Source organism: Streptomyces sp. NPDC033131 (genome assembly GCF_055578365.1).
In genome coordinates this window covers 955-18,970 of sequence record NZ_JBVIPA010000028.1, presented here as the reverse complement: position 1 = coordinate 18,970, position 18,016 = coordinate 955, and the positions used below count along the sequence as shown (strand labels likewise).

Genomic DNA, 18,016 nt, shown 5'->3' with positions numbered 1-18,016 from the left:
GAACCGGTCTGGGCCGCCCCACGTGATCCGCTGATCGCGTGGGGCGGCCCCGGCGGTCCGTGAGACCCTTGGTGTCAAGTGTCCGCCGACCGAAAGCCTTGTAGTGACCGCGACTGACCGCTCTCTCGAGCTCATCACCACCGCCGCCCAGGCGGCAGCCGACAAGCTGGCGCACGACGTCATCGCCTACGACGTCAGTGACGTCCTGTCGATCACCGACGCCTTCCTGCTGGCCTCCGCGCCCAACGACCGCCAGGTCAAGTCGATCGTCGACGAGATCGAGGAGCGGCTCTCGAAGGAGCTCGGCGTCAAGCCGGTGCGCCGCGAGGGCGACCGCGAGGCCCGCTGGGTCCTGCTGGACTACGTGGACATCGTCGTACACGTCCAGCACAGCGAGGAGCGTGTCTTCTACGCCCTGGAACGGCTGTGGAAGGACTGCCCCGAGCTCGACCTGCCCGCCGACGCCAAGGCGACCCGCGGCAAGGGCCAGGAGCACGCCAAGCTGCGCGCCGAGGAGGACGCCGCCGAGTTCGGGGACGCGCGGTGAGCGCCCCCACGGGAGCCGGCCGGAAGCCGGGCCGCGGCCGCCGTGTCATCCTCTGGCGGCACGGCCAGACCGCGTGGAACGTGGAGCGCCGCTTCCAGGGCACCACGGACGTCGCCCTCACCGAGACCGGCGTCTCCCAGGCCCGGCGCGCCGCCCGGCTGCTGGCCTCCCTGACCCCCGACGCGATCGTCGCCTCCGACCTTCAGCGGGCCGCCAACACGGCCGCCGAGCTCGCCGAGCTCACCGGCCTGGAGGTGACCCACGACGAGGGGCTGCGGGAGACCTACGCGGGTGTCTGGCAGGGGCTGACGCACGAGGAGATCATCGCCCGGCACGGCGAGGAGTACGCGGCGTGGAAGCGCGGCGAGCCGGTGCGCCGCGGCGGCGGCGAACTGGAGACCGAGGTCGCCGACCGCGCCGCCCCCGTGGTGCTGCGGCACGCCGAGAAGCTTCCCGACGACGGCACGCTCGTCGTGGTCAGCCACGGCGGCACGATCCGGACGACCATCGGACGCCTCCTCGGCCTGGAGGCGCACCACTGGGAGAGCCTCGGCGGACTCTCCAACTGCTGCTGGTCCGTCCTCGGCGAGGGAGCGCGCGGCTGGCGCCTCCTCGAGCACAACGCCGGCACTCTCCCGGAGCCGGTGCTCGGCGACGACGACTGAGCGTCGTACTCGGGCCCGCGACCCGGATTTCACTTTCCGGCAGGTCGCAGGCTAAAGTTCTTCTTGTTCGCCCGCCGAGCGGGAAGAACGCAAGGGGCTATAGCTCAGTTGGTAGAGCGCCTGCATGGCATGCAGGAGGTCAGGAGTTCAATTCTCCTTAGCTCCACAGTTGTCGAAGATCGCTTGGTGAAGATCCCGTCCCGTTGGGGCGGGATTTCTTTTATACCGGCCCCGGTCGTGCGCCGGACCCGTCTCCTCGGGCGGTGGCCAGGGCGGTGGTGAGAGCGGTGCGCCGCTGTACGTCGCCTGCACCGGTGCGGGGCGGACGGGCCCGCGCCCGCCCTCGGCCGGACGCTCACGCGGACGCCGCCGGGGTGGGGCCCGAGAACCCGGGCACACTGTTCTTGAATCGGCTTGAGTCACTTGGGGGCTTGGAGGCGTATACCTCTGCGGAAACGCTTTGGCGTGCAGTTTCGCGCCGGCCGGGACCGCCGCGGCGGGTGCCGTGTCCGGACTGGTACTGAGGCGTCGCTGACCGTATTGGTCCGGCCGTGGCAGAATCAAACGGCCGGAAGGGGGCGCGGCCCGACGGGAGGGAGTAGTGATGCCTGCGAGCATCCTCGCGGAGGTCGGCCACCTCCGCGAAGCAGCATCGACACGGGACACGGTCACCCGCCTCAGCTGCCCTTCCTGTGGTTCCGTCCACGTCGCCCAGGTCCTGGGGGACAACGGCGGGATTTCCTACGTGTGCACGGCCTGCGGCCACAGCTGGAGCTGATCGATGGGTGCACACAGGCGAAAGTGCGACTGGTGCGGCAGCGGTACGCCGATCGTCCGTGACATGGAGCCGGTCAACTCCGAGTACCAGTACTGGTGCGAGGAGTGCGCGCGGGCGCTGATCATAAAAGGCGATCCGATCGAGACGTACCGCGAACTGGAGGGTGAGCCGATCTACGGGCGGCTCCTCGAAGAGCACTGCACGCTCAAACGGTTCTATTCGTTCGTCACCGCGTGAGGCGACATCAACTCCCGTATCCGGACAGAACGGAAACGATTTGGTGCTCCACCCGGTCGGCCGGTAAAGTTGGCGTCGCCGCCGGGGAAACCGGGCGGCGCGGTCAACAGGCGGTTTCTCCGCACGGCCGCGAGGGGCTATAGCTCAGTTGGTAGAGCGCCTGCATGGCATGCAGGAGGTCAGGAGTTCAATTCTCCTTAGCTCCACAGCAATCGAAGGCGGGTCATCCGTGAGGATGACCCGCCTTCGGCGTGTGTGGGGGTATGTCTGCGTCTGCCGATGGCAGGAGAACGGCGGGCCGCCCTCAAGGGCGGCCCGCCGGAGTGTGTTCAGCGACCCAGGGCGCGGCGGCCGCGGCCCTGGGAGAGGACCGGGAGGTTGTTGCGGGTCGCACCCTGCGAGCGGGTGTCCTCCTCCAGGCGCAGGGCCAGCGCCGGGCAGCGCCGCACGGCGCGCAGTGCCTTCGCCTCCGCGTAGCGCGGCACCTGGGCCTGCGCGACGGTCGGGAAGCCGTCGGCGCCCAGCTCGAAGACCTCCGGGAGGATGTCGGCGCACAGGCCGTGACCCCGGCACAGCGTCCAGTCGACGTAGATCTTCTGGCGGCTGGGGCCGTTCTCCTCGGACTCGCTGCCGCCGGGGATGCCCGTGGGCGTCTGGCCGCCCTCGAAGAGCGGCAGGACGCCCTCCACGGGCCTTCCGCAGCCGTTCCCCAGGACGTGCGCGGCCAGGTCGTCCGTGAACGCCTTGATCGTCGACTCCAGGAACATCGCGGACCCGTCGGGGTGCGAACACGCCCCGCGCCGCTTCACGTTCTTGGCGACCTGCTTGAGGGCCTCGAGGGCGGCCGGGCCGCCGCCGTTGATGATGTCCTCCATGCCGCGCGCGGCGGCCGGCAGCCCGAGGTAGCAGGGACCGCACTGTCCCGCGCTCTCCTCGGCGAGCCACTGCGCCACGCGCAGTGACTCGCCCAGCGGGCAGGTCTCCTGACTGATCGGCAGGATCGCGCCGGCGCCCAGGGAACCGCCCACCGCGTCCAGCGAGTTGCGGGAGACGATCGCCTCGTTGACCGTCGCCGCGTCGATCCACTTGCCGTGGTAGCCGCCGGTCAGCACGCCCTGCGGGACCGGCGGGGCGCCGGCGAGCTGGAGGACGTAGCGCAGCGGGACACCCGTGGGGACCTCGATGACCATGGGGCGGGCGACCGCGCCGGAGACCGTGAGCATGACGGTGCCCGGCTCGTCGTACAGGCCGGTGTTGCCGTAGCGCTCCGGGCCGATGCGGGCGGCGATGGCGAGCTGCGCGAAGGTCTCCGCGTTCGACAGCAGCGTGGGTGCTCCGCCCACGCCGGTCTGGGAGGCGCTGACCTTGCGGCCGGGCGGGATCGCGGGGCCGCCGTCGATGGAGCGGATCAGCGACGCCGCCGCTCCGGTGACCATGCGGACGGGATTGCGCTGCACGCGCGCGCGTAGCGCCGATCGACGGCCGTTGCTGAGGCCGCGTTCGGCGAGGGCGGCCTCCATGGAGCGCTGCGTGGACTCACGTGTCACCCCCACCACGAGCGTGCGGGCACCCAGGGCCTCCGCGACCAGCAGCGCGCCGTCCAGGATGAGGTGCGGGGCACGGTTGATGAGCACCGTGTCCTTGCGGCAGGCCGGCTCGTCCTCGCTGCCGTTGACGACGACGACCGGCCGTACGCCGCGCTTGATCGCCGATTCGGCGACCGAGCGCAGCTTCTTGTGGAAGGGGAAACCCGCGCCGCCGCGGCCCTTCAGGTTGATGGCCTCCGAGAGCTTCGCGAGCTGCTCTCCGCCCATGGGTTCGAGCGGCCCGTGCACCTTCAGGTGCATGGGCAGATCGAGCCTTTCCACAAGGTCGAAGCCCGACGTGAGCTGGGGAAGGCCGACCACGCGGACTTCTGGGACGTCGGGCAGGGCCTCGTTCACTTAAAGCCTCCGGAAGGCGTGTTCCAAGGTTCGCCCGAACCCGGTGCGTCGAAGTCGTACGAAGCACCGGGCAGTGTTTCAGTGGCGGGACCGCTGTTGTACGTGTCGTTCGGGTTGTACGTGCCGTAGTAGGTGTTCGACTCACCGGTGTCGTACACGTCACTCGTGCCGTACTGGCCCGTGTCCTGGTTTCCGTAGGCGGGGATGTTGTATCCCGTGTCCTGGAGCGGGTCGTAGGCGGACGGGGGTGCCTCGCCGACCGGCGGCGGGGACGGGATCGGCCAGCTGCCCGAGGTGCTGCCGCCGTTGTCGACGCGCGGGACCGCCTCCGTGGGCTGCATGTCCATCGGCAGGTCCATACGTGCGGTCTGATCGGCGTAGGGCTGCCGCTGGCGTGGCGTCGACACGGCACGGTAGGCGGCCGCGAAGCCGTTGGCGGGCTCCGGGGACGCGGGGGCGCCCATGGGCGCGTCGAACCGGGGGGACGTGCCGGGCCGGGAGCGGTTCCCGCGCTGGTTCTCGTAGCCGGGCAGCGCGCCCGTCTCCGCCATCCTGGCCCGGCTCGCGTCGAGCTCGTCGCGGCCGGGCCGCTCCTCGCCGGCCCCCAGAACCGCGGTGATCTTGTCGGCGACCCTGCGTTTGACCGGGCGGGGGGCCGCGCGCAGGGCGAGGGCTGCGGTGACGCCGAGCAGGCAGAGGCCGTACATGATGACGAAGATCGGTTTCGCCGTGCGACCCGCGTAGAGACCGTGGATGAGGGCCGCGCACCAGGCCGGATAGGCCAGCATGTGCATGGCACGCCAGCGGGCCGCCACCGGCGCGGGGGAGGCGAAGGCGCTGCGCATGGCGCCGGTGATGCCCACGAAGATCATGAGCAGGCCGGCCAGGGAGCCGAGGCCGATCAGGCCGGCGCTTCCGGTGATGCCGAGCGAGAAGGGGATCAGCGCCGAGATCAGACTCGTGTGCTCGAGCGCGATCTTGGTGGTGATGTGCAACAGCAGGAACGCGATCGAGGCGACCGCGGTCGTCCGGTGCACCGCCTGTCCGATGATCCGTTGGCGCGTGTTCAGGAAAACCCGGTCCTGGGCGACCAGGCCCCAGATCACCGAGCAGCTGAGCGACACGAGGCACAGGACACCCGCGCCGAAATTGAGGAAGTCCCGGACCCTGTCACCTCCGACCAGCACGAACACGGGTAGGAAGAGCAGGAAGGCAGCCGACGCAGCCCCATAGGCCGACCGGCCCGGCTTGGGGAGCGAGGTGTTACTACGACGAGGGTTCATGGGGGCAACTCCGAGCAGTTTCGGGAAAGCGGTCCCGCTGCCGCACTCTAAGTGGCTCCATACCGATGGGTACGAGGTTTGAGTTATTGCGTTGTTATCAAACGACAATGTGGCCGCTGTGATGTCCCTTAGTGGCTGTTACGCGAAGTAACCTTTGGCGTGGGTTCCGTTGGTGTCGAGTGTCTTCGGTGTGCTGGACGCAATCTGTGAGGAGCGGCACCCGGTGCCAATGAGGCATACGTAAGCGCGTCGCATCGTGCTCAACGGCTGCGGTACCCTAACGCCATGCGTGCCGTACGCCTTCTGCTTAGCGAGCCGCGCTGATCAGTCCCGACCACCGGGCGAATCGGTTGGTCGGAATCGGCGCGGCGTCCCCTCCTGTGCGAGGGGATTTTTCGTTTCTTGGATGTCACCGCCGCTGGCAGAGACGATCGATGGAGCTTTGAGGACCATGAGCGAGACGAACCCCGCTGCCACCGCTGCCATGTCGGCGGAAACAGCGCCGCACCGCTACACGGCCGCCATGGCGGCCGACATCGAGGCACGCTGGCAGGACTTCTGGGACGCCGAGGGCACCTACGAGGCGCCGAACCCGAGCGGTGACCTGGCCGGCGACCCGGAGCTGGCGGCCAGGCCCAAGAAGTTTCTCATGGACATGTTCCCGTATCCGTCCGGTGCGGGTCTGCACGTCGGTCACCCTCTGGGCTACATCGCCACCGACGTCTTCGCCCGCTTCCACCGGATGACCGGCCACAACGTCCTGCACACGCTGGGCTTCGACGCCTTCGGCCTGCCCGCCGAGCAGTACGCCGTGCAGACCGGCACGCACCCGCGCGTGTCCACCGAGGCCAACATCGAGAACATGAAGGTCCAGCTGCGCCGGCTGGGTCTGGGCCACGACAACCGCCGGTCGTTCGCCACGATCGACCCGGACTACTACAAGTGGACCCAGTGGATCTTCCTGCAGATCTTCAACTCCTGGTACGACGACGAGGCTGACAGGGCCCGCCCCATCTCCGAGCTGATCGCCCGGTTCGAGACCGGTGAGCGGGCCGTACCGGGCCACACGCGCGCGTGGCAGGAGCTGAGCGACACCGAGCGCGCCGACGTCCTGAGCGAGTTCCGCCTGGCGTACGCCTCCGACGCGCCGGTCAACTGGTGCCCCGGGCTGGGCACCGTGCTGGCCAACGAGGAGGTCACCGCCGACGGCCGCTCCGAGCGCGGCAACTTCCCCGTCTTCAAGGCCAAGCTGCGCCAGTGGAACATGCGGATCACCGCTTATGCCGACCGGCTGCTGGACGACCTGGACGCGCTGGACTGGCCCGAGGCGATCAAGCTGCAGCAGCGCAACTGGATCGGCCGCTCCGAGGGCGCCCGCGTCGACTTCCCGATCGACGGCGAGCGCGTCACGGTCTTCACCACGCGCCCGGACACCCTGTTCGGCGCGACCTACATGGTGCTGGCGCCCGAGCACCCGCTGGTCGAGAAGTTCACGCCCGACGCCTGGCCCGGGGGCACGCACGACGTGTGGACCGGCGGCCACGCGACCCCGGCCGAGGCCGTCGCCGCGTACCGCGCGCAGGCCGCCTCCAAGTCCGACGTCGAGCGGCAGGCCGAGGCCAAGGACAAGACCGGTGTCTTCATCGGCGCGTACGCGACCAACCCGGTCAACGGCGAGCAGGTCCCGGTCTTCATCGCCGACTACGTGCTGATGGGCTACGGCACCGGCGCGATCATGGCCGTACCCGCGGGCGACCAGCGCGACTTCGAGTTCGCGCGCGCCTTCGAGCTGCCGATCCACTGCATCGTCGAGCCGACCGACGGCCGCGGCACCGACACCTCCACGTGGGTGGACGCCTTCGCGTCGTACGACGCGAAGATCATCAACTCCGCCAACGACGAGGTCTCGCTGGACGGCCTGGGCGTCGCCGACGCCAAGGCGCGCATCATCGAGTGGCTGGAGTCCAAGGGCGTCGGCGAGGGCACCGTCAACTTCCGGCTGCGCGACTGGCTGTTCAGCCGGCAGCGCTACTGGGGCGAGCCCTTCCCGATCGTCTACGACGAGGACGGCATCGCCCACTCCCTGCCCGAGTCGATGCTGCCGCTGGAGCTGCCGGAGGTCGAGGACTACTCGCCGCGCACCTTCGACCCGGACGACGCCGACACCGTGCCCGAGACCCCCCTGTCACGCAACGAGGACTGGGTCAACGTCACCCTGGACCTGGGTGACGGACGGGGCCCCCGCCCGTACCGCCGTGAGACCAACACCATGCCCAACTGGGCCGGTTCCTGCTGGTACGAGCTGCGTTACCTGGACCCGCACAACGACCAGAAGCTGGTCGACCCGGAGATCGAGCAGTACTGGATGGGCCCCCGCGAGGGCCAGCCGCACGGCGGCGTCGACCTGTACGTCGGCGGCGCCGAGCACGCCGTACTGCACCTGCTGTACGCGCGCTTCTGGTCCAAGGTGCTGCACGACCTGGGTCACGTCTCCTCGGCCGAGCCGTTCCACAAACTGTTCAACCAGGGCATGATCCAGGCCTACGTCTACCGTGACAGCCGTGGCATCGCGGTGCCCGCCGCCGAGGTGGAGGAGCGCGACGGCGCGTACTACTACCAGGGCGAGAAGGTCTCCCGGCTGCTGGGCAAGATGGGCAAGTCCCTGAAGAACGCGGTCACTCCGGACGAGATCTGCGAGGAGTACGGCGCGGACACCCTGCGCCTGTACGAGATGGCGATGGGCCCGCTGGACGTGTCCCGGCCGTGGGACACGCGCGCGGTGGTGGGCCAGTTCCGGCTGCTGCAGCGGCTGTGGCGCAACGTCGTCGACGAGACGACCGGCTCCCTGTCGGTGGCCGACACCGAGCCCGACGAGGACACGCTGCGTGCCCTGCACAAGGCGATCGACGGGGTGCGCCAGGACCTGGAGGGCATGCGGTTCAACACCGCCATCGCCAAGGTCACCGAGCTGAACAACCACCTGACCAAGGCGGGCGGCGATGTGCCGCGCTCCGTCGCCGAGCGGCTGGTGCTGCTGGTCGCGCCGCTGGCCCCGCACATCGCCGAGGAGCTGTGGCGCAGGCTGGGACACACCGACTCGGTCGTCCACCAGGACTTCCCGGTCGCCGACCCGGCGTACACCGTCGACGAGAGTGTGACCTGCGTCGTGCAGATCAAGGGCAAGGTCAAGGCACGGCTGGAGGTCTCCCCGTCGATCTCCGACGACGAGCTGGAGAAGGTCGCGCTGGCCGACGAGAAGGTCGTGGCGGCGCTGGACGGCGCCGGGATCCGCAAGGTGATCGTGCGGGCGCCGAAGCTGGTGAACATCGTTCCGGCGTAGGTTACGGCGGCGCCGGCCGCTACTCGGGGTAGTCCCCTACGGGCAGGTTCGGGGTTCTTCTGGAACTCAGGGCCTGCCCGTAGCGTTTACCGTTGAAGAGCGGCGCGGAGCGTGCCGACGGTCGGAGGAGGAGCTGGTGGAAGCAGTGATCGCAGTTGTCGCCCTGCTTTTCGTGCTCTTTGTGGTGCTCGGTGCCTATGCCACGGTGAAGGTGGTAGGTGCCGCCAAGCGCGGAGTGGACCGCACCATCACCCAGGCCCGTCGTACGGTCGAGGACCACACCCTGCGTGCCAAGTCCTTCGCCCACCTCGGCCCGTCCGGCGAGATCGCCCAACTGCGGCTCAAGCTGCGCACGTCGATGCGCGCCACCCAGGAGGCCCTGCACGCGGGCGTGGCCGAGGACGAGTCCCTCAAGGAGTCCATCGGCCTCTTCGAGCGGCTCAGCGCGCACGGGCACGAACTGGACGCCGAGCTCCGGCGCCTGGAGTCCGAGCCCGACAAGTCCACGCTCGGCGAGCGGCTGCCCGGCCTGCGCGAGCGCACCGAGCGGATCACCCAGTCGGCGGACTCGCTGCGCTGGGCGGCCCGCGACCGGGCCCGGCGCTTCGCCGACGACGACCTGGACTCGCTGAGCACGCAGATCGACGTCGAGGCCGGCGCCCTGCGGCACTGGACGACCGCGGAACCCAGCCCCGGCTCGGCCACACCGCCGCCCCCGTGGCCGGAGGCCCCGGCCGCTGCCGGCGGCACTGCCCAGCAGGCCTGGACCGACACGCCCCAGGCACGCCCCGCCGAGGAGGCCACACGGCCCGCCATCACTCCGCCGAGTGCGCGCCCGACGTACCCCTGGCAGAAGAAGGCCCGCCCCGAGACCACGACTTGATCCGGACACGGGCACCCAGGTGAGAGGGCCCGGGCTGCCGCCGGGGCGCTACGCCAGGTAACCTCCAGCTCATGTCCCGCCATGTCGCGATCGTCACCGATTCAACGGCCTACCTGCCGCCGCGGACGATGGAGCGCCACGGCATCACCGCGGTGCCGCTGACCGTGGTTCTCGGCGACCGGGCGCTCGAGGAGGGCACCGAGATCTCGACCCGTTCCCTGGCCCAGGCACTGCAGAAGCGGCGCTCCGTCACCACCTCGCGGCCGAGCCCCCAGGTGTTCGCGGAGACCTACCGCAAGGCCGCCGAGGCCGGCGCCACCGGCATCGTCTCCCTGCACCTGTCCGCCGAACTCTCCGGCACGCACGACGCGGCGGTCGTGGCGGCGCGCGAGGCTCCGGTGCCGGTGCGGGTGGTGGACACCGGGATGATCGCCATGGCCCTCGGGTTCTGCGCGCTCGCCGCGGCCGAGGTCGCGGAGTCGGGCGGCACGGTGGACGAGGCCGTCACGGCCGCGGAGAAGCGGGCCGCGGGCACCTCCGCCTACTTCTACGTCGACACCCTCGACTATCTGCGTCGCGGCGGCCGGATCGGCGCCGCGCAGGCCCTCTTCGGTTCCGCGCTCGCGGTGAAGCCGTTGCTGCAGCTCCAGGGCGGCCGGATCGAGCCCCTGGAGAAGGTGCGGACGGCGTCCAAGGCCATCGCCCGCCTCGAGGAGATCGTGGCGGACCGGGCCGGCAGCGCCAAGGTCGACATCGCCGTGCACCATCTCGCCGCCCCCGAGCGGGCGTCGGCCCTGGCGGACCGGCTGCGGGTGCGGGTGCCGGGGCTGGCCGATCTGCATGTGAGCGAAGTCGGTGCGGTGATCGGGGCGCATACGGGACCCGGGTTGCTGGGGGTTGTGGTCTCGCCGCGCTGAGGCCGGCGAGCCGGGGGCCTTGGCACGCGGTGTGGAGAGGTGCGGAAAAGTGCCGGCCGGCGAAGCGTTGTCGCTCGTGAGGGTGACGGAGTTTTCCACAACCCGGCGGTAATCCCCGGGAATTGACCAAGATCATCGCGGCAGGGCCGATGTGACCGATCCTCGGCGCATGGCACTTCGATCACGCTCACGCACAGCGAATCCCACCAGCGGCCCCGGACGTGGCCCCTCCTCCGACGGGCGCACCCGCCACCGCCGGGCACCGGCCCGCGGCGGCCGTGCCCGCCACCGGCACGCCTCCGCGGACGAACTCAGGCGGCGCGCCGAGGCGTTGTTCGCCGAACGCGCGGGGGAGTGGCGGGAGTCGGGGAAGAGTCCGCCGGGGGGTGGGGAGGCGGGCGTGGTTGGTGAAGCGGGGGGCGCGGGCGGTGGAGCGCGGGCTGGGGATGGTGGAGCGCGGGCTGGGGATGGTGGAGCGCGGGCTGGGGATGGTGAAGTGCGGGCTGCGGATGGTGGAGCGCGGGCTGGGGATGGTGGAGCGCGGGCTGGGGATGGTGGCGACGGGAGTCCGGGTGCGAGTTCGGCTGTCGGGAGTACGGGGGCGAGCCCGGTTGCGTCGAGTGGCGGCGTGGACGGGGAGTGGGTGTCCGGGGAGGGCCCCGGCGGTCGGGCGGGGTCTCGCGATGATGTGGCTGGGGGAGCGGCGGCTGGGGCGGATGGTGTGGGGACGGGGAGTTCGGCGGGGGCGGGGAGTTCGGCGTGTGGGGGAGATGCGAGTGTCGGATCGACCGAGCCGGGTGGGCCCGGTGGGCCCGGTGGGCCCTGTGGGCCCTGTGGGTCCGGTGGGTCCGGTGAACGATGTAGGCCGGGTGGGTCTGGTGGAACAGGTGGGTCGACTGGGCTGGCCGGGCCTGCTGGGCCGGTTGGATCCGCAGGACCTGTTGGATCAGCTGGGCCGGTGAGGACACCTGGGGCGCTGGAGCCGCCTGGGGCGCTGGGGCCGCCGGTGTCGCCGGGGTTGCCGGGGTTGCCGGGGTCGCCGGTGTCGCCAAGGGCGGTCGGGTCTGCTGGACCGGTTGGAGCAGCCGGGGCGGTTGGATCGGGTCAGGTGGGCGGCCCAGCCGGACCGATGGGATCAGTTGGATCGGCTCAGCCGGTTGGGCCGGTTGGGCGGGTTAGGCAGGTCGGGCGGTTCCCCGAGGGCCTCGCCCATGCTGCCGCCGAAGACGGTGGAGCCGTCGAACCGGTGGCGCCGATCGGATCGGTGGGATCGTTCGAGCCGCTCGGGTCGGCTGGACAAGTTGGTTCGGCTGGACCAGTCGGACCAGGCGGACCGGCCGGACCGGTGGGATCGCTCGACTCTGTGGAATCGGCCGGACCGTTCGGATCGTTCGGATCGGTCGGATCGGTCGGATCGGTCGGATCGGTGGAAGCGCGTGGATCGGCTGGGTTGGCTGTCGGGGAGGTCGAGGCAGTCAGGAGCGGTGGGGCCGGCCTTGAGGCGGGACTCGGCGAGGTGGGGCGGCGGCGGATGTGGGCCGGGTTTGCTCTGCGGGAGCGGATGCCGGTGTGGGTGCAGACGAGGTGTGGTCTGGAGCGACGGAGCGTGCTCGCGCTCTCCGTGTTGCTCGTGATCGCCGCGGTCTTCGCCGTGCAGCACTTCTGGGCGGGCCGGACCGAGCCAGTCCGGGCGCCCGAGGTGGTGCGTGGGGCGGCTCCGTACGAGGAGGGACACCACCGCGGCGAGCAGGCGGAGCCGAGCGCCTCGACCGGTGCGCCGAACGCCGTGGGGACGGCGGGGGTCGAGATCGTCGTGGACGTCGGCGGCAAGGTTCGTGAGCCGGGCATCCACCGGCTGCCGGCCGGTTCGCGAGTCGCCGACGCGTTGCGCGCGGCAGGTGGGGTGCGTCCCGGTACGAACACCGACGGTCTCAACCGTGCCAGGTTCCTCGTGGACGGAGAACAGGTGATCGTCGGGGCTCCTGCCGCCGCGATGCCTGGCTCGGGAGGTACCGGAGGCACGGGTGCGGGGGGCCCGTCCGGTTCGGTCGGCTCGGTGGGGGGAGCGGCACCGGCTGCCCCTGTCTCCCTCAACACGGCCACCGCGGACCAGCTCGACACGCTGCCGGGCGTCGGCCCGGTGCTGGCGCAGCACATCATCGACTACCGCACCCAGCATGGGGGCTTCCGTTCGGTGGACGAACTGCGTGAGGTCAACGGCATCGGCGACCGCCGCTTCGCCGATCTGCGGAATCTCGTACGGCCATGAGGCAGGCCTCCCACGTGCCGACCGGGCACGACGCAGTGGATGCCGACCCCGGCCATGAACCCCGTTCCGGTCGTGAACCCAGCCCGGGCCGCACCTCCGCCGTCCACACGGCCTCCGGGAAACGGCTGGGAGACGCTCACCCCCGACAGGAAGGACCGACGGATCTACGTCTCGTACCGCCCGCGCTCACGGCCTGGGCGACGGCCGCGTTGACGCTGAACGCCTCAGGGCGGTGGGCCACCGCCCTCGCGGTGGGGTGTCTCGTGGCAGCCGGTGTACTCCTGGTGTCCGGGCGGGCGCGCGCCCGGCCCGCGCGCGTCACCTGGCCCCGTGCCTCGGTCGCCGCCGTGCTGCTCTGTGTCGGAGCGGCAGCCGTGTCCGCCGGGCTCCACGGAGCCGATCTGCGGCGGGGTCCGGTGCCCGCGCTGGCACGGCAGTACGCCACGGCGACCGCTGAGGTCGAGGTGACCTCCGATCCCCGGCTCACCCGGCCCCGGATCAGGGGAAACCACGCGGCGCCGGTCTCTGTGCTGCTCAACGGCGAGGTACGACGTGTCGAGATGGCGCATGGGTCGGTGGTGGCGACGCGCACGCCGGTGCTGATGATCGTCGATGTGGGTTCGGGGGCCGGGAGAGCGTGGAGCGGGGCGTCGGGCGGGCGGGCCTCCGCGGACGGGCCGGGCCGGTCGCCGTGGCTCGGGCTGTTGCCGTCCACGCGGCTGCGGGTGACCGCGCGGCTGGCGCCGGCCGTGGTGGGCGGCGACCGGGTCGCGGCAGTGCTGCGAGTGCGGGGCCGGGCGGCGCCGGAGGTGGTGCAGGAGCCGTCGGGGGCGCAGCGGTTCGCGGGCCGGCTGCGCGCGGGGCTGCGGGAGGCCACGGACGGGCTGTCGGCGGACGCGCGGGCGCTGTTGCCGGGGCTGGTCGTCGGGGACACCGCGCGGATCACCCCGGAACTGGACGAGGCCTTCAAGGAGACCGACCTCGCGCACATCCTGGCCGTCTCCGGGAGCAACCTCACCATCATCCTCGCCCTGCTCGTCGGCCCGCCCGGCCTGGCCCAGCTCGCCGAGCGCCGCGGACTCGCGCCCCGCCTGGGCATCTCGCTCCGGACGACCGCACTGCTGGGCGGGGTGCTCACCCTCGTGTTCGTCGTCGTGTGCAGGCCGGACCCGAGTGTGCTGAGGGCTGCCGCCTGCGGAGCCGTCGCTCTGCTCGCGCTCGCGACCGGACGCCGCCGGTCGCTGATCCCGGCGCTTGCGACGGCCGTCCTGCTGCTGGTGCTGTACGACCCGTGGCTGGCCCGGAGTTACGGCTTCCTGCTCTCCGTCCTGGCCACCGGCGCACTGCTCACGCTGGCACCCCGCTGGAGCCTCGCCCTGCGACGGCGCCGAGTTCCGCCGAGACTGGCGGAGGCGCTGGCGGCGGCGGCAGCCGCGCAGGCCCTGTGCGCGCCGGTCGTCGCCGTGCTGTCGGCGCGGGTCAGCCTGGTGGCGGTGCCGTGCAACATCCTCGTGGAGTTCGCGGTCGCGCCGGCCACGGTGCTGGGCTTCGCCGCGTTGGCCACGGCGCCCGTGGTGATGCCGGTGGCGAAGGCACTGGCCTGGTGCGCGAGTTGGCCGACGGAGTGGATCGCGGAGATCGCCCGAACGGGCGCGGCGCTGCCCGGCGCAGGAGTGGACTGGCCGGCCAGCTGGGGTGGGGCGGCGCTGCTCCTCCTCGTCACCGTGGCCGTCCTGCTCACAGGCCGGCGACTGCTGGGACATCCCTGGCTGTGCGCCGCCTGCGCGCTGCTGGCCCTGCTGGCCGTCGTGCAGCCGCCGCCGCTGACCCGGGTGATCACGGGCTGGCCGCCGCCGGGTTGGCGGCTGGCGATGTGTGACGTGGGCCAGGGCGACGCGACGGTGCTCGTGGCCGGCGAGGGCACGGGCGTGGTCGTGGACGCGGGCCCCGATCCGGCACTCGTCGACCACTGTCTGCGAGCGCTCGGAATCACCAGGATCCCCCTGGTCGTGCTGACCCACTTCCACGCCGACCATGTGGCGGGGCTGCCCGGAGTACTGCGGGGACGGTCCGTCGGGGCGATCGAGACGACCGGCTACGAAGAGCCCGCGGACCAGGCCGGGTTCGTACGGAGGGAGGCGGCGGCGCGGCGTATTCCCGTGACCCGTGGCGTGGCCGGGGAGCGGCGGCGGACCGGGGCGCTGTCCTGGGAGGTGCTGTGGCCGCCGCCGAGCCCGGTGCCGGAGCCGGAGGGGCCGAACGACGCGAGCGTGGCCCTGCTCGTCAGATCGGCCGGGCTGCGGTTTCTGCTCCTCGGGGACCTCGAACCTCCGGCACAGCAGGCGCTGTTGAGGTCCCCCGCAGGTGCGCGGCTGGGCGGGATGGACGTGCTCAAGGTCGCCCACCACGGCTCTGCGTACCAGGACCCGGAGCTGATACGCCGGGTGGCCCCGCGGCTGGCGCTCATCTCTTGCGGTGCCGACAACCCGTACGGACACCCTGCTCCCAGCACGGTCGCGGCGCTGCGGGCGGGAGGTGCGGTGGTGCTGCGTACGGACCGGGACGGGGCTGTCGCAGTAGCGGGGAGCACGGGTGCGGGTACGGGTCCCGGGGAGCTTCGGGTGGCGCGAGACTGAGGTCATGAACTCCGCACAGGTTGACGCCTACCTTCGCCGTCTGGGAATCGAAGGGTCGGCGTGGCCCGCCGGCGCCGACGGCGTCCCGAGCGCCACCATCGGCGTGCTGCGCGATCTGCACCTGCGCCATCTGCAGACCGTGCCCTTCGAGAACCTGTCGGTCCATCTCGGGGAGGAGATCGTGCTGGAGGAGAAGCGGCTGCTGGACAAGGTGGTGGGTGCGCGGAGGGGAGGGTTCTGTTACGAGCTCAACGGAGTGTTCGGGCTGTTGCTCACCGCGCTCGGGTTCGACGTCACGCTGCTCGCGGCGCGGGTGTACGGGGAGGAGGGGCGGCTCGGGATTCCGTACGACCATGTCGCGCTGCGGGTGCGGACCGTGGACGGGGGTGAGTGGCTGGCCGACGTCGGGTTCGGGGCGCACAGCCACTATCCGCTGGCGTTCGGGGCGCGGGGGGAGCAGGAGGATCCCGGTGGCACGTTCCGGATCGTCGAGGCGGGGCCGGACGCGGCCGGGGTTCGGGCGGCGGGGGCGGCGGATCTGGATGTCGTCATGGACGGCAGGGCTGAATACCGGTTGGAGGTGCGGCCACGGGAGCTCGGGGACTTCGTGGTCGGGGCCTGGTGGCACAGCACCTCACCCCGGTCGCACTTCACGCGGTCGCTGGTCTGCTCGCGGGTCACGGAGGACGGGGGACGGATCACGCTCAGCGGGCGTCGCTTCAAGGTGACGGGGAGCGACGGGACGCGGCAGGAGCGTGGGCTGGAGACGGACGAGGAGGTGCTGGAGGTGTATCGGGAGCGGTTCGGCGTCGAACTCGACCGGGTGCCGGTGGTGCGGAGTGCCGACCGGAGCGGGTGATTCTTGCCGGGGGGAGGGGAGGGGAGGGGAGGGAGGCTCGGTTCGGTCGGGCAGGGTGCCTGACAATGGCTCCGTGAGTGATGTGAGACATGTGCTGGTGCTGCCCGACCGGGATGCGGCGGAGGAGGTGGCCGAGGCGCTGCGGGAGCGGTTCGGGGTCGACGAGGAGCCGCGGCTTGTGCGGGATGCGCTGGCCGGGGAGGACGATGCGGAAGACGCGCAGTGGCTGGTGGTGCTCCGGGATGACGGGGAGCGGTTGGATCCTCGCCAGCTGGACGAGTTCGCAGGTGAATGGGACGGGTGGCGGGAGGAGCCGTAGCCCCGAGGCGGGGGCGGAGCAGGGCCGGGGACTGATGGTGCGCGGCGCTGGGGCGGCACGGGTGGGCGCGGACGGCACCCCGCCGGGCGGGCGAGCCGCGCGACCCACGCACGACCACCCGCGGCCTGACGGACGGCTCCGCTGTCAGTGGCCCGTGCCATGCTGTACGCGATGGCCAGGAAGACTGCTGAAGACGACCCTCTCGCCGCCGTGACGCTTGCCGTCGGCCAGGAGGAGCTGCTGCTCGACCGCGCTGTGCGGGAGGTGGTGGTGGCTGCCAGGGCGGCGGATGCGGATACCGACGTGCGGGACCTGACGCCGGATCAGTTGCAGCCTGGGACGCTTGCGGAGCTGACCAGCCCGTCGCTCTTCGCGGAGCGGAAGGTTGTCGTCGTACGCAATGCGCAGGATCTGTCGGCCGACACGATCAAGGACGTGAAGGCGTATCTCGGGGCGCCCGCCGAGGAGATCACGCTGGTGCTGCTGCACGCAGGCGGGGCCAAGGGCAAGGGGCTGCTGGATGCCGCGCGCAAGGTGGGGGCGCGGGAGGTGGCGTGCCCGAAGATGACGAAGCCGGCGGACCGGCTGGCGTTCGTGCGGGGCGAGTTCCGGACGATCGGGCGGTCGGCGACGCCCGAGGCCTGTCAGGCGCTCGTGGACTCGATCGGGAGTGATCTGCGGGAGCTGGCCTCCGCCGTGTCCCAGCTCGCCGCCGACGTCGAGGGGACCATCGACGAGGCCGTCGTCGGGCGGTACTACACCGGGCGGGCCGAGGCGTCGAGCTTCACCGTCGCGGACCGGGCGGTGGAGGGGCGGGTCGCCGAGGCGCTGGAGGCGCTCAGGTGGTCGCTGGCGACGGGGGTCGCGCCGGTGTTGATCACCAGCGCGTTGGCGCAGGGCGTGCGGGCCATCGGCAAGCTGTCCTCAGCACGAGGAGGCCGTCCCGCCGATCTCGCGCGGGAACTCGGGATGCCGCCGTGGAAGATCGACCGGGTGCGGCAGCAGATGCGGGGGTGGACGCCGGACGGAGTTGCCTTCGCGCTGCGGGCCGTGGCCGAGGCCGACGCCGGGGTGAAGGGCGGCGGGGACGACCCCGAGTACGCCCTGGAGAAGGCGGTCGTAGCGATCGCGCGGGCGGCGCGGTCCAGGGGACGGGCGTGATCCGGAGGACGGGCACGGTCCGGAGGGCGGGCTTGGTCGCGGAGGTGCTGGTGCGGTCCAGGGGACGGGCGTAATCCGGAGGGCGGGCACGGTCCGGAGGGCGGGCTTGGTCGCGGAGGTGCTGGTGCGGTCCAGGGGACGGGCGTAATCCGGAGGGCGGGCACGGTCCGGAGGGCGGG

General features: G+C 71.5%; 14 protein-coding genes and 2 tRNA genes. 14 read left to right on the top strand and 2 right to left on the bottom strand.

Features of this window, described 5'->3' with window-relative positions:
* Nucleotides 1–103: 103 nt before the first annotated feature.
* The 6 genes from rsfS (at nucleotide 104) to ACZ5XS_RS30020 (ending at nucleotide 2,433) form a co-directional block, all read left to right on the top strand.
* The gene (rsfS, locus tag ACZ5XS_RS30045) at nucleotides 104–547 is read left to right on the top strand and encodes a ribosome silencing factor (RefSeq protein WP_217239929.1); all 444 of its coding nucleotides are present in this window, start codon (nucleotides 104–106) and stop codon (nucleotides 545–547) included.
* The gene (locus ACZ5XS_RS30040; protein WP_468656547.1) at nucleotides 544–1,212 is read left to right on the top strand and encodes a histidine phosphatase family protein; all 669 of its coding nucleotides are present in this window, start codon (nucleotides 544–546) and stop codon (nucleotides 1,210–1,212) included. Before rsfS ends, ACZ5XS_RS30040 begins: the two co-directional genes overlap by 4 nt.
* A 93-nt stretch (nucleotides 1,213–1,305) precedes the next feature.
* Nucleotides 1,306–1,378: transfer RNA gene (locus ACZ5XS_RS30035), tRNA-Ala, on the top strand.
* Nucleotides 1,379–1,816: 438 nt separating this feature from the next.
* Nucleotides 1,817–1,990 carry a hypothetical protein gene (locus tag ACZ5XS_RS30030; protein ID WP_468656545.1) on the top strand — a complete coding sequence of 58 codons (174 nt, stop codon included), beginning with the start codon at nucleotides 1,817–1,819 and terminating at the stop codon, nucleotides 1,988–1,990.
* Nucleotides 1,991–1,993: 3 nt separating this feature from the next.
* Nucleotides 1,994–2,227 carry a hypothetical protein gene (locus ACZ5XS_RS30025; RefSeq protein WP_007492859.1) on the top strand — a complete coding sequence of 78 codons (234 nt, stop codon included), beginning with the start codon at nucleotides 1,994–1,996 and terminating at the stop codon, nucleotides 2,225–2,227.
* A 133-nt stretch (nucleotides 2,228–2,360) separates the two neighbouring features.
* Nucleotides 2,361–2,433: transfer RNA gene (locus tag ACZ5XS_RS30020), tRNA-Ala, on the top strand.
* 123 nt (nucleotides 2,434–2,556) lie between these two features.
* Here ACZ5XS_RS30020 and ACZ5XS_RS30015 read toward each other — a convergent pair.
* Together ACZ5XS_RS30015 and ACZ5XS_RS30010 are read right to left on the bottom strand one after the other, a co-directional pair.
* A complete protein-coding gene (locus ACZ5XS_RS30015) occupies nucleotides 2,557–4,170 on the bottom strand; it encodes an NADH-quinone oxidoreductase subunit NuoF family protein (RefSeq protein ID WP_217239927.1) in 1,614 nt (537 codons plus the stop codon).
* Nucleotides 4,167–5,453, bottom strand: a complete 1,287-nt coding sequence (locus ACZ5XS_RS30010; protein ID WP_468656543.1) for a cytochrome b/b6 domain-containing protein — start codon at nucleotides 5,451–5,453, stop codon at nucleotides 4,167–4,169. The genes ACZ5XS_RS30015 and ACZ5XS_RS30010 overlap by 4 nt, the downstream gene beginning before the upstream one ends.
* A 451-nt stretch (nucleotides 5,454–5,904) precedes the next feature.
* Here ACZ5XS_RS30010 and leuS point away from each other — a divergent pair, with 451 nt between their 5' ends.
* From leuS to holA, 8 genes are all read left to right on the top strand, one after another.
* Complete coding sequence (gene leuS, locus ACZ5XS_RS30005; RefSeq protein WP_468656541.1) at nucleotides 5,905–8,793, top strand: leucine--tRNA ligase; 2,889 nt, start codon at nucleotides 5,905–5,907, stop codon at nucleotides 8,791–8,793.
* A 136-nt stretch (nucleotides 8,794–8,929) separates the two neighbouring features.
* Complete coding sequence (locus tag ACZ5XS_RS30000; protein WP_468656539.1) at nucleotides 8,930–9,676, top strand: hypothetical protein; 747 nt, start codon at nucleotides 8,930–8,932, stop codon at nucleotides 9,674–9,676.
* Nucleotides 9,677–9,747: 71 nt separating this feature from the next.
* A complete protein-coding gene (locus tag ACZ5XS_RS29995) occupies nucleotides 9,748–10,593 on the top strand; it encodes a DegV family protein (RefSeq protein ID WP_468656537.1) in 846 nt (281 codons plus the stop codon).
* 1,561 nt (nucleotides 10,594–12,154) lie between these two features.
* Nucleotides 12,155–12,862: a ComEA family DNA-binding protein gene (locus ACZ5XS_RS29990; protein ID WP_468656700.1), complete on the top strand. Its 708-nt coding sequence runs from the start codon at nucleotides 12,155–12,157 to the stop codon at nucleotides 12,860–12,862.
* A complete protein-coding gene (locus ACZ5XS_RS29985; RefSeq protein ID WP_468656535.1) occupies nucleotides 12,859–15,498 on the top strand; it encodes a ComEC/Rec2 family competence protein in 2,640 nt (879 codons plus the stop codon). The genes ACZ5XS_RS29990 and ACZ5XS_RS29985 overlap by 4 nt, the downstream gene beginning before the upstream one ends.
* Nucleotides 15,499–15,502: 4 nt before the next feature.
* Nucleotides 15,503–16,357: an arylamine N-acetyltransferase family protein gene (locus tag ACZ5XS_RS29980; protein WP_468656533.1), complete on the top strand. Its 855-nt coding sequence runs from the start codon at nucleotides 15,503–15,505 to the stop codon at nucleotides 16,355–16,357.
* A gap of 73 nt (nucleotides 16,358–16,430) precedes the next feature.
* The gene (locus tag ACZ5XS_RS29975; protein WP_468656531.1) at nucleotides 16,431–16,676 is read left to right on the top strand and encodes a hypothetical protein; all 246 of its coding nucleotides are present in this window, start codon (nucleotides 16,431–16,433) and stop codon (nucleotides 16,674–16,676) included.
* A gap of 171 nt (nucleotides 16,677–16,847) precedes the next feature.
* Nucleotides 16,848–17,837 carry a DNA polymerase III subunit delta gene (holA, locus tag ACZ5XS_RS29970; protein ID WP_468656529.1) on the top strand — a complete coding sequence of 330 codons (990 nt, stop codon included), beginning with the start codon at nucleotides 16,848–16,850 and terminating at the stop codon, nucleotides 17,835–17,837.
* Nucleotides 17,838–18,016 lie beyond the last annotated feature (179 nt).

Bases quoted from the DNA above. Each gene is read 5' to 3' on its own strand.
- ACZ5XS_RS30030 (WP_468656545.1), top strand. From the start codon at position 1,817: ATGCCTGCGAGCATCCTCGCGGAGGTCGGCCACCTCCGCGAAGCAGCA.
- ACZ5XS_RS30025 (WP_007492859.1), top strand. From the start codon at position 1,994: ATGGGTGCACACAGGCGAAAGTGCGACTGGTGCGGCAGCGGTACGCCG.
- ACZ5XS_RS30010 (WP_468656543.1), bottom strand. From the start codon at position 5,453: ATGAACCCTCGTCGTAGTAACACCTCGCTCCCCAAGCCGGGCCGGTCG.
- leuS (WP_468656541.1), top strand. From the start codon at position 5,905: ATGAGCGAGACGAACCCCGCTGCCACCGCTGCCATGTCGGCGGAAACA.
- ACZ5XS_RS29995 (WP_468656537.1), top strand. From the start codon at position 9,748: ATGTCCCGCCATGTCGCGATCGTCACCGATTCAACGGCCTACCTGCCG.
- ACZ5XS_RS29990 (WP_468656700.1), top strand. From the start codon at position 12,155: ATGCCGGTGTGGGTGCAGACGAGGTGTGGTCTGGAGCGACGGAGCGTG.
- ACZ5XS_RS29985 (WP_468656535.1), top strand. From the start codon at position 12,859: ATGAGGCAGGCCTCCCACGTGCCGACCGGGCACGACGCAGTGGATGCC.
- ACZ5XS_RS29980 (WP_468656533.1), top strand. From the start codon at position 15,503: ATGAACTCCGCACAGGTTGACGCCTACCTTCGCCGTCTGGGAATCGAA.
- holA (WP_468656529.1), top strand. From the start codon at position 16,848: ATGGCCAGGAAGACTGCTGAAGACGACCCTCTCGCCGCCGTGACGCTT.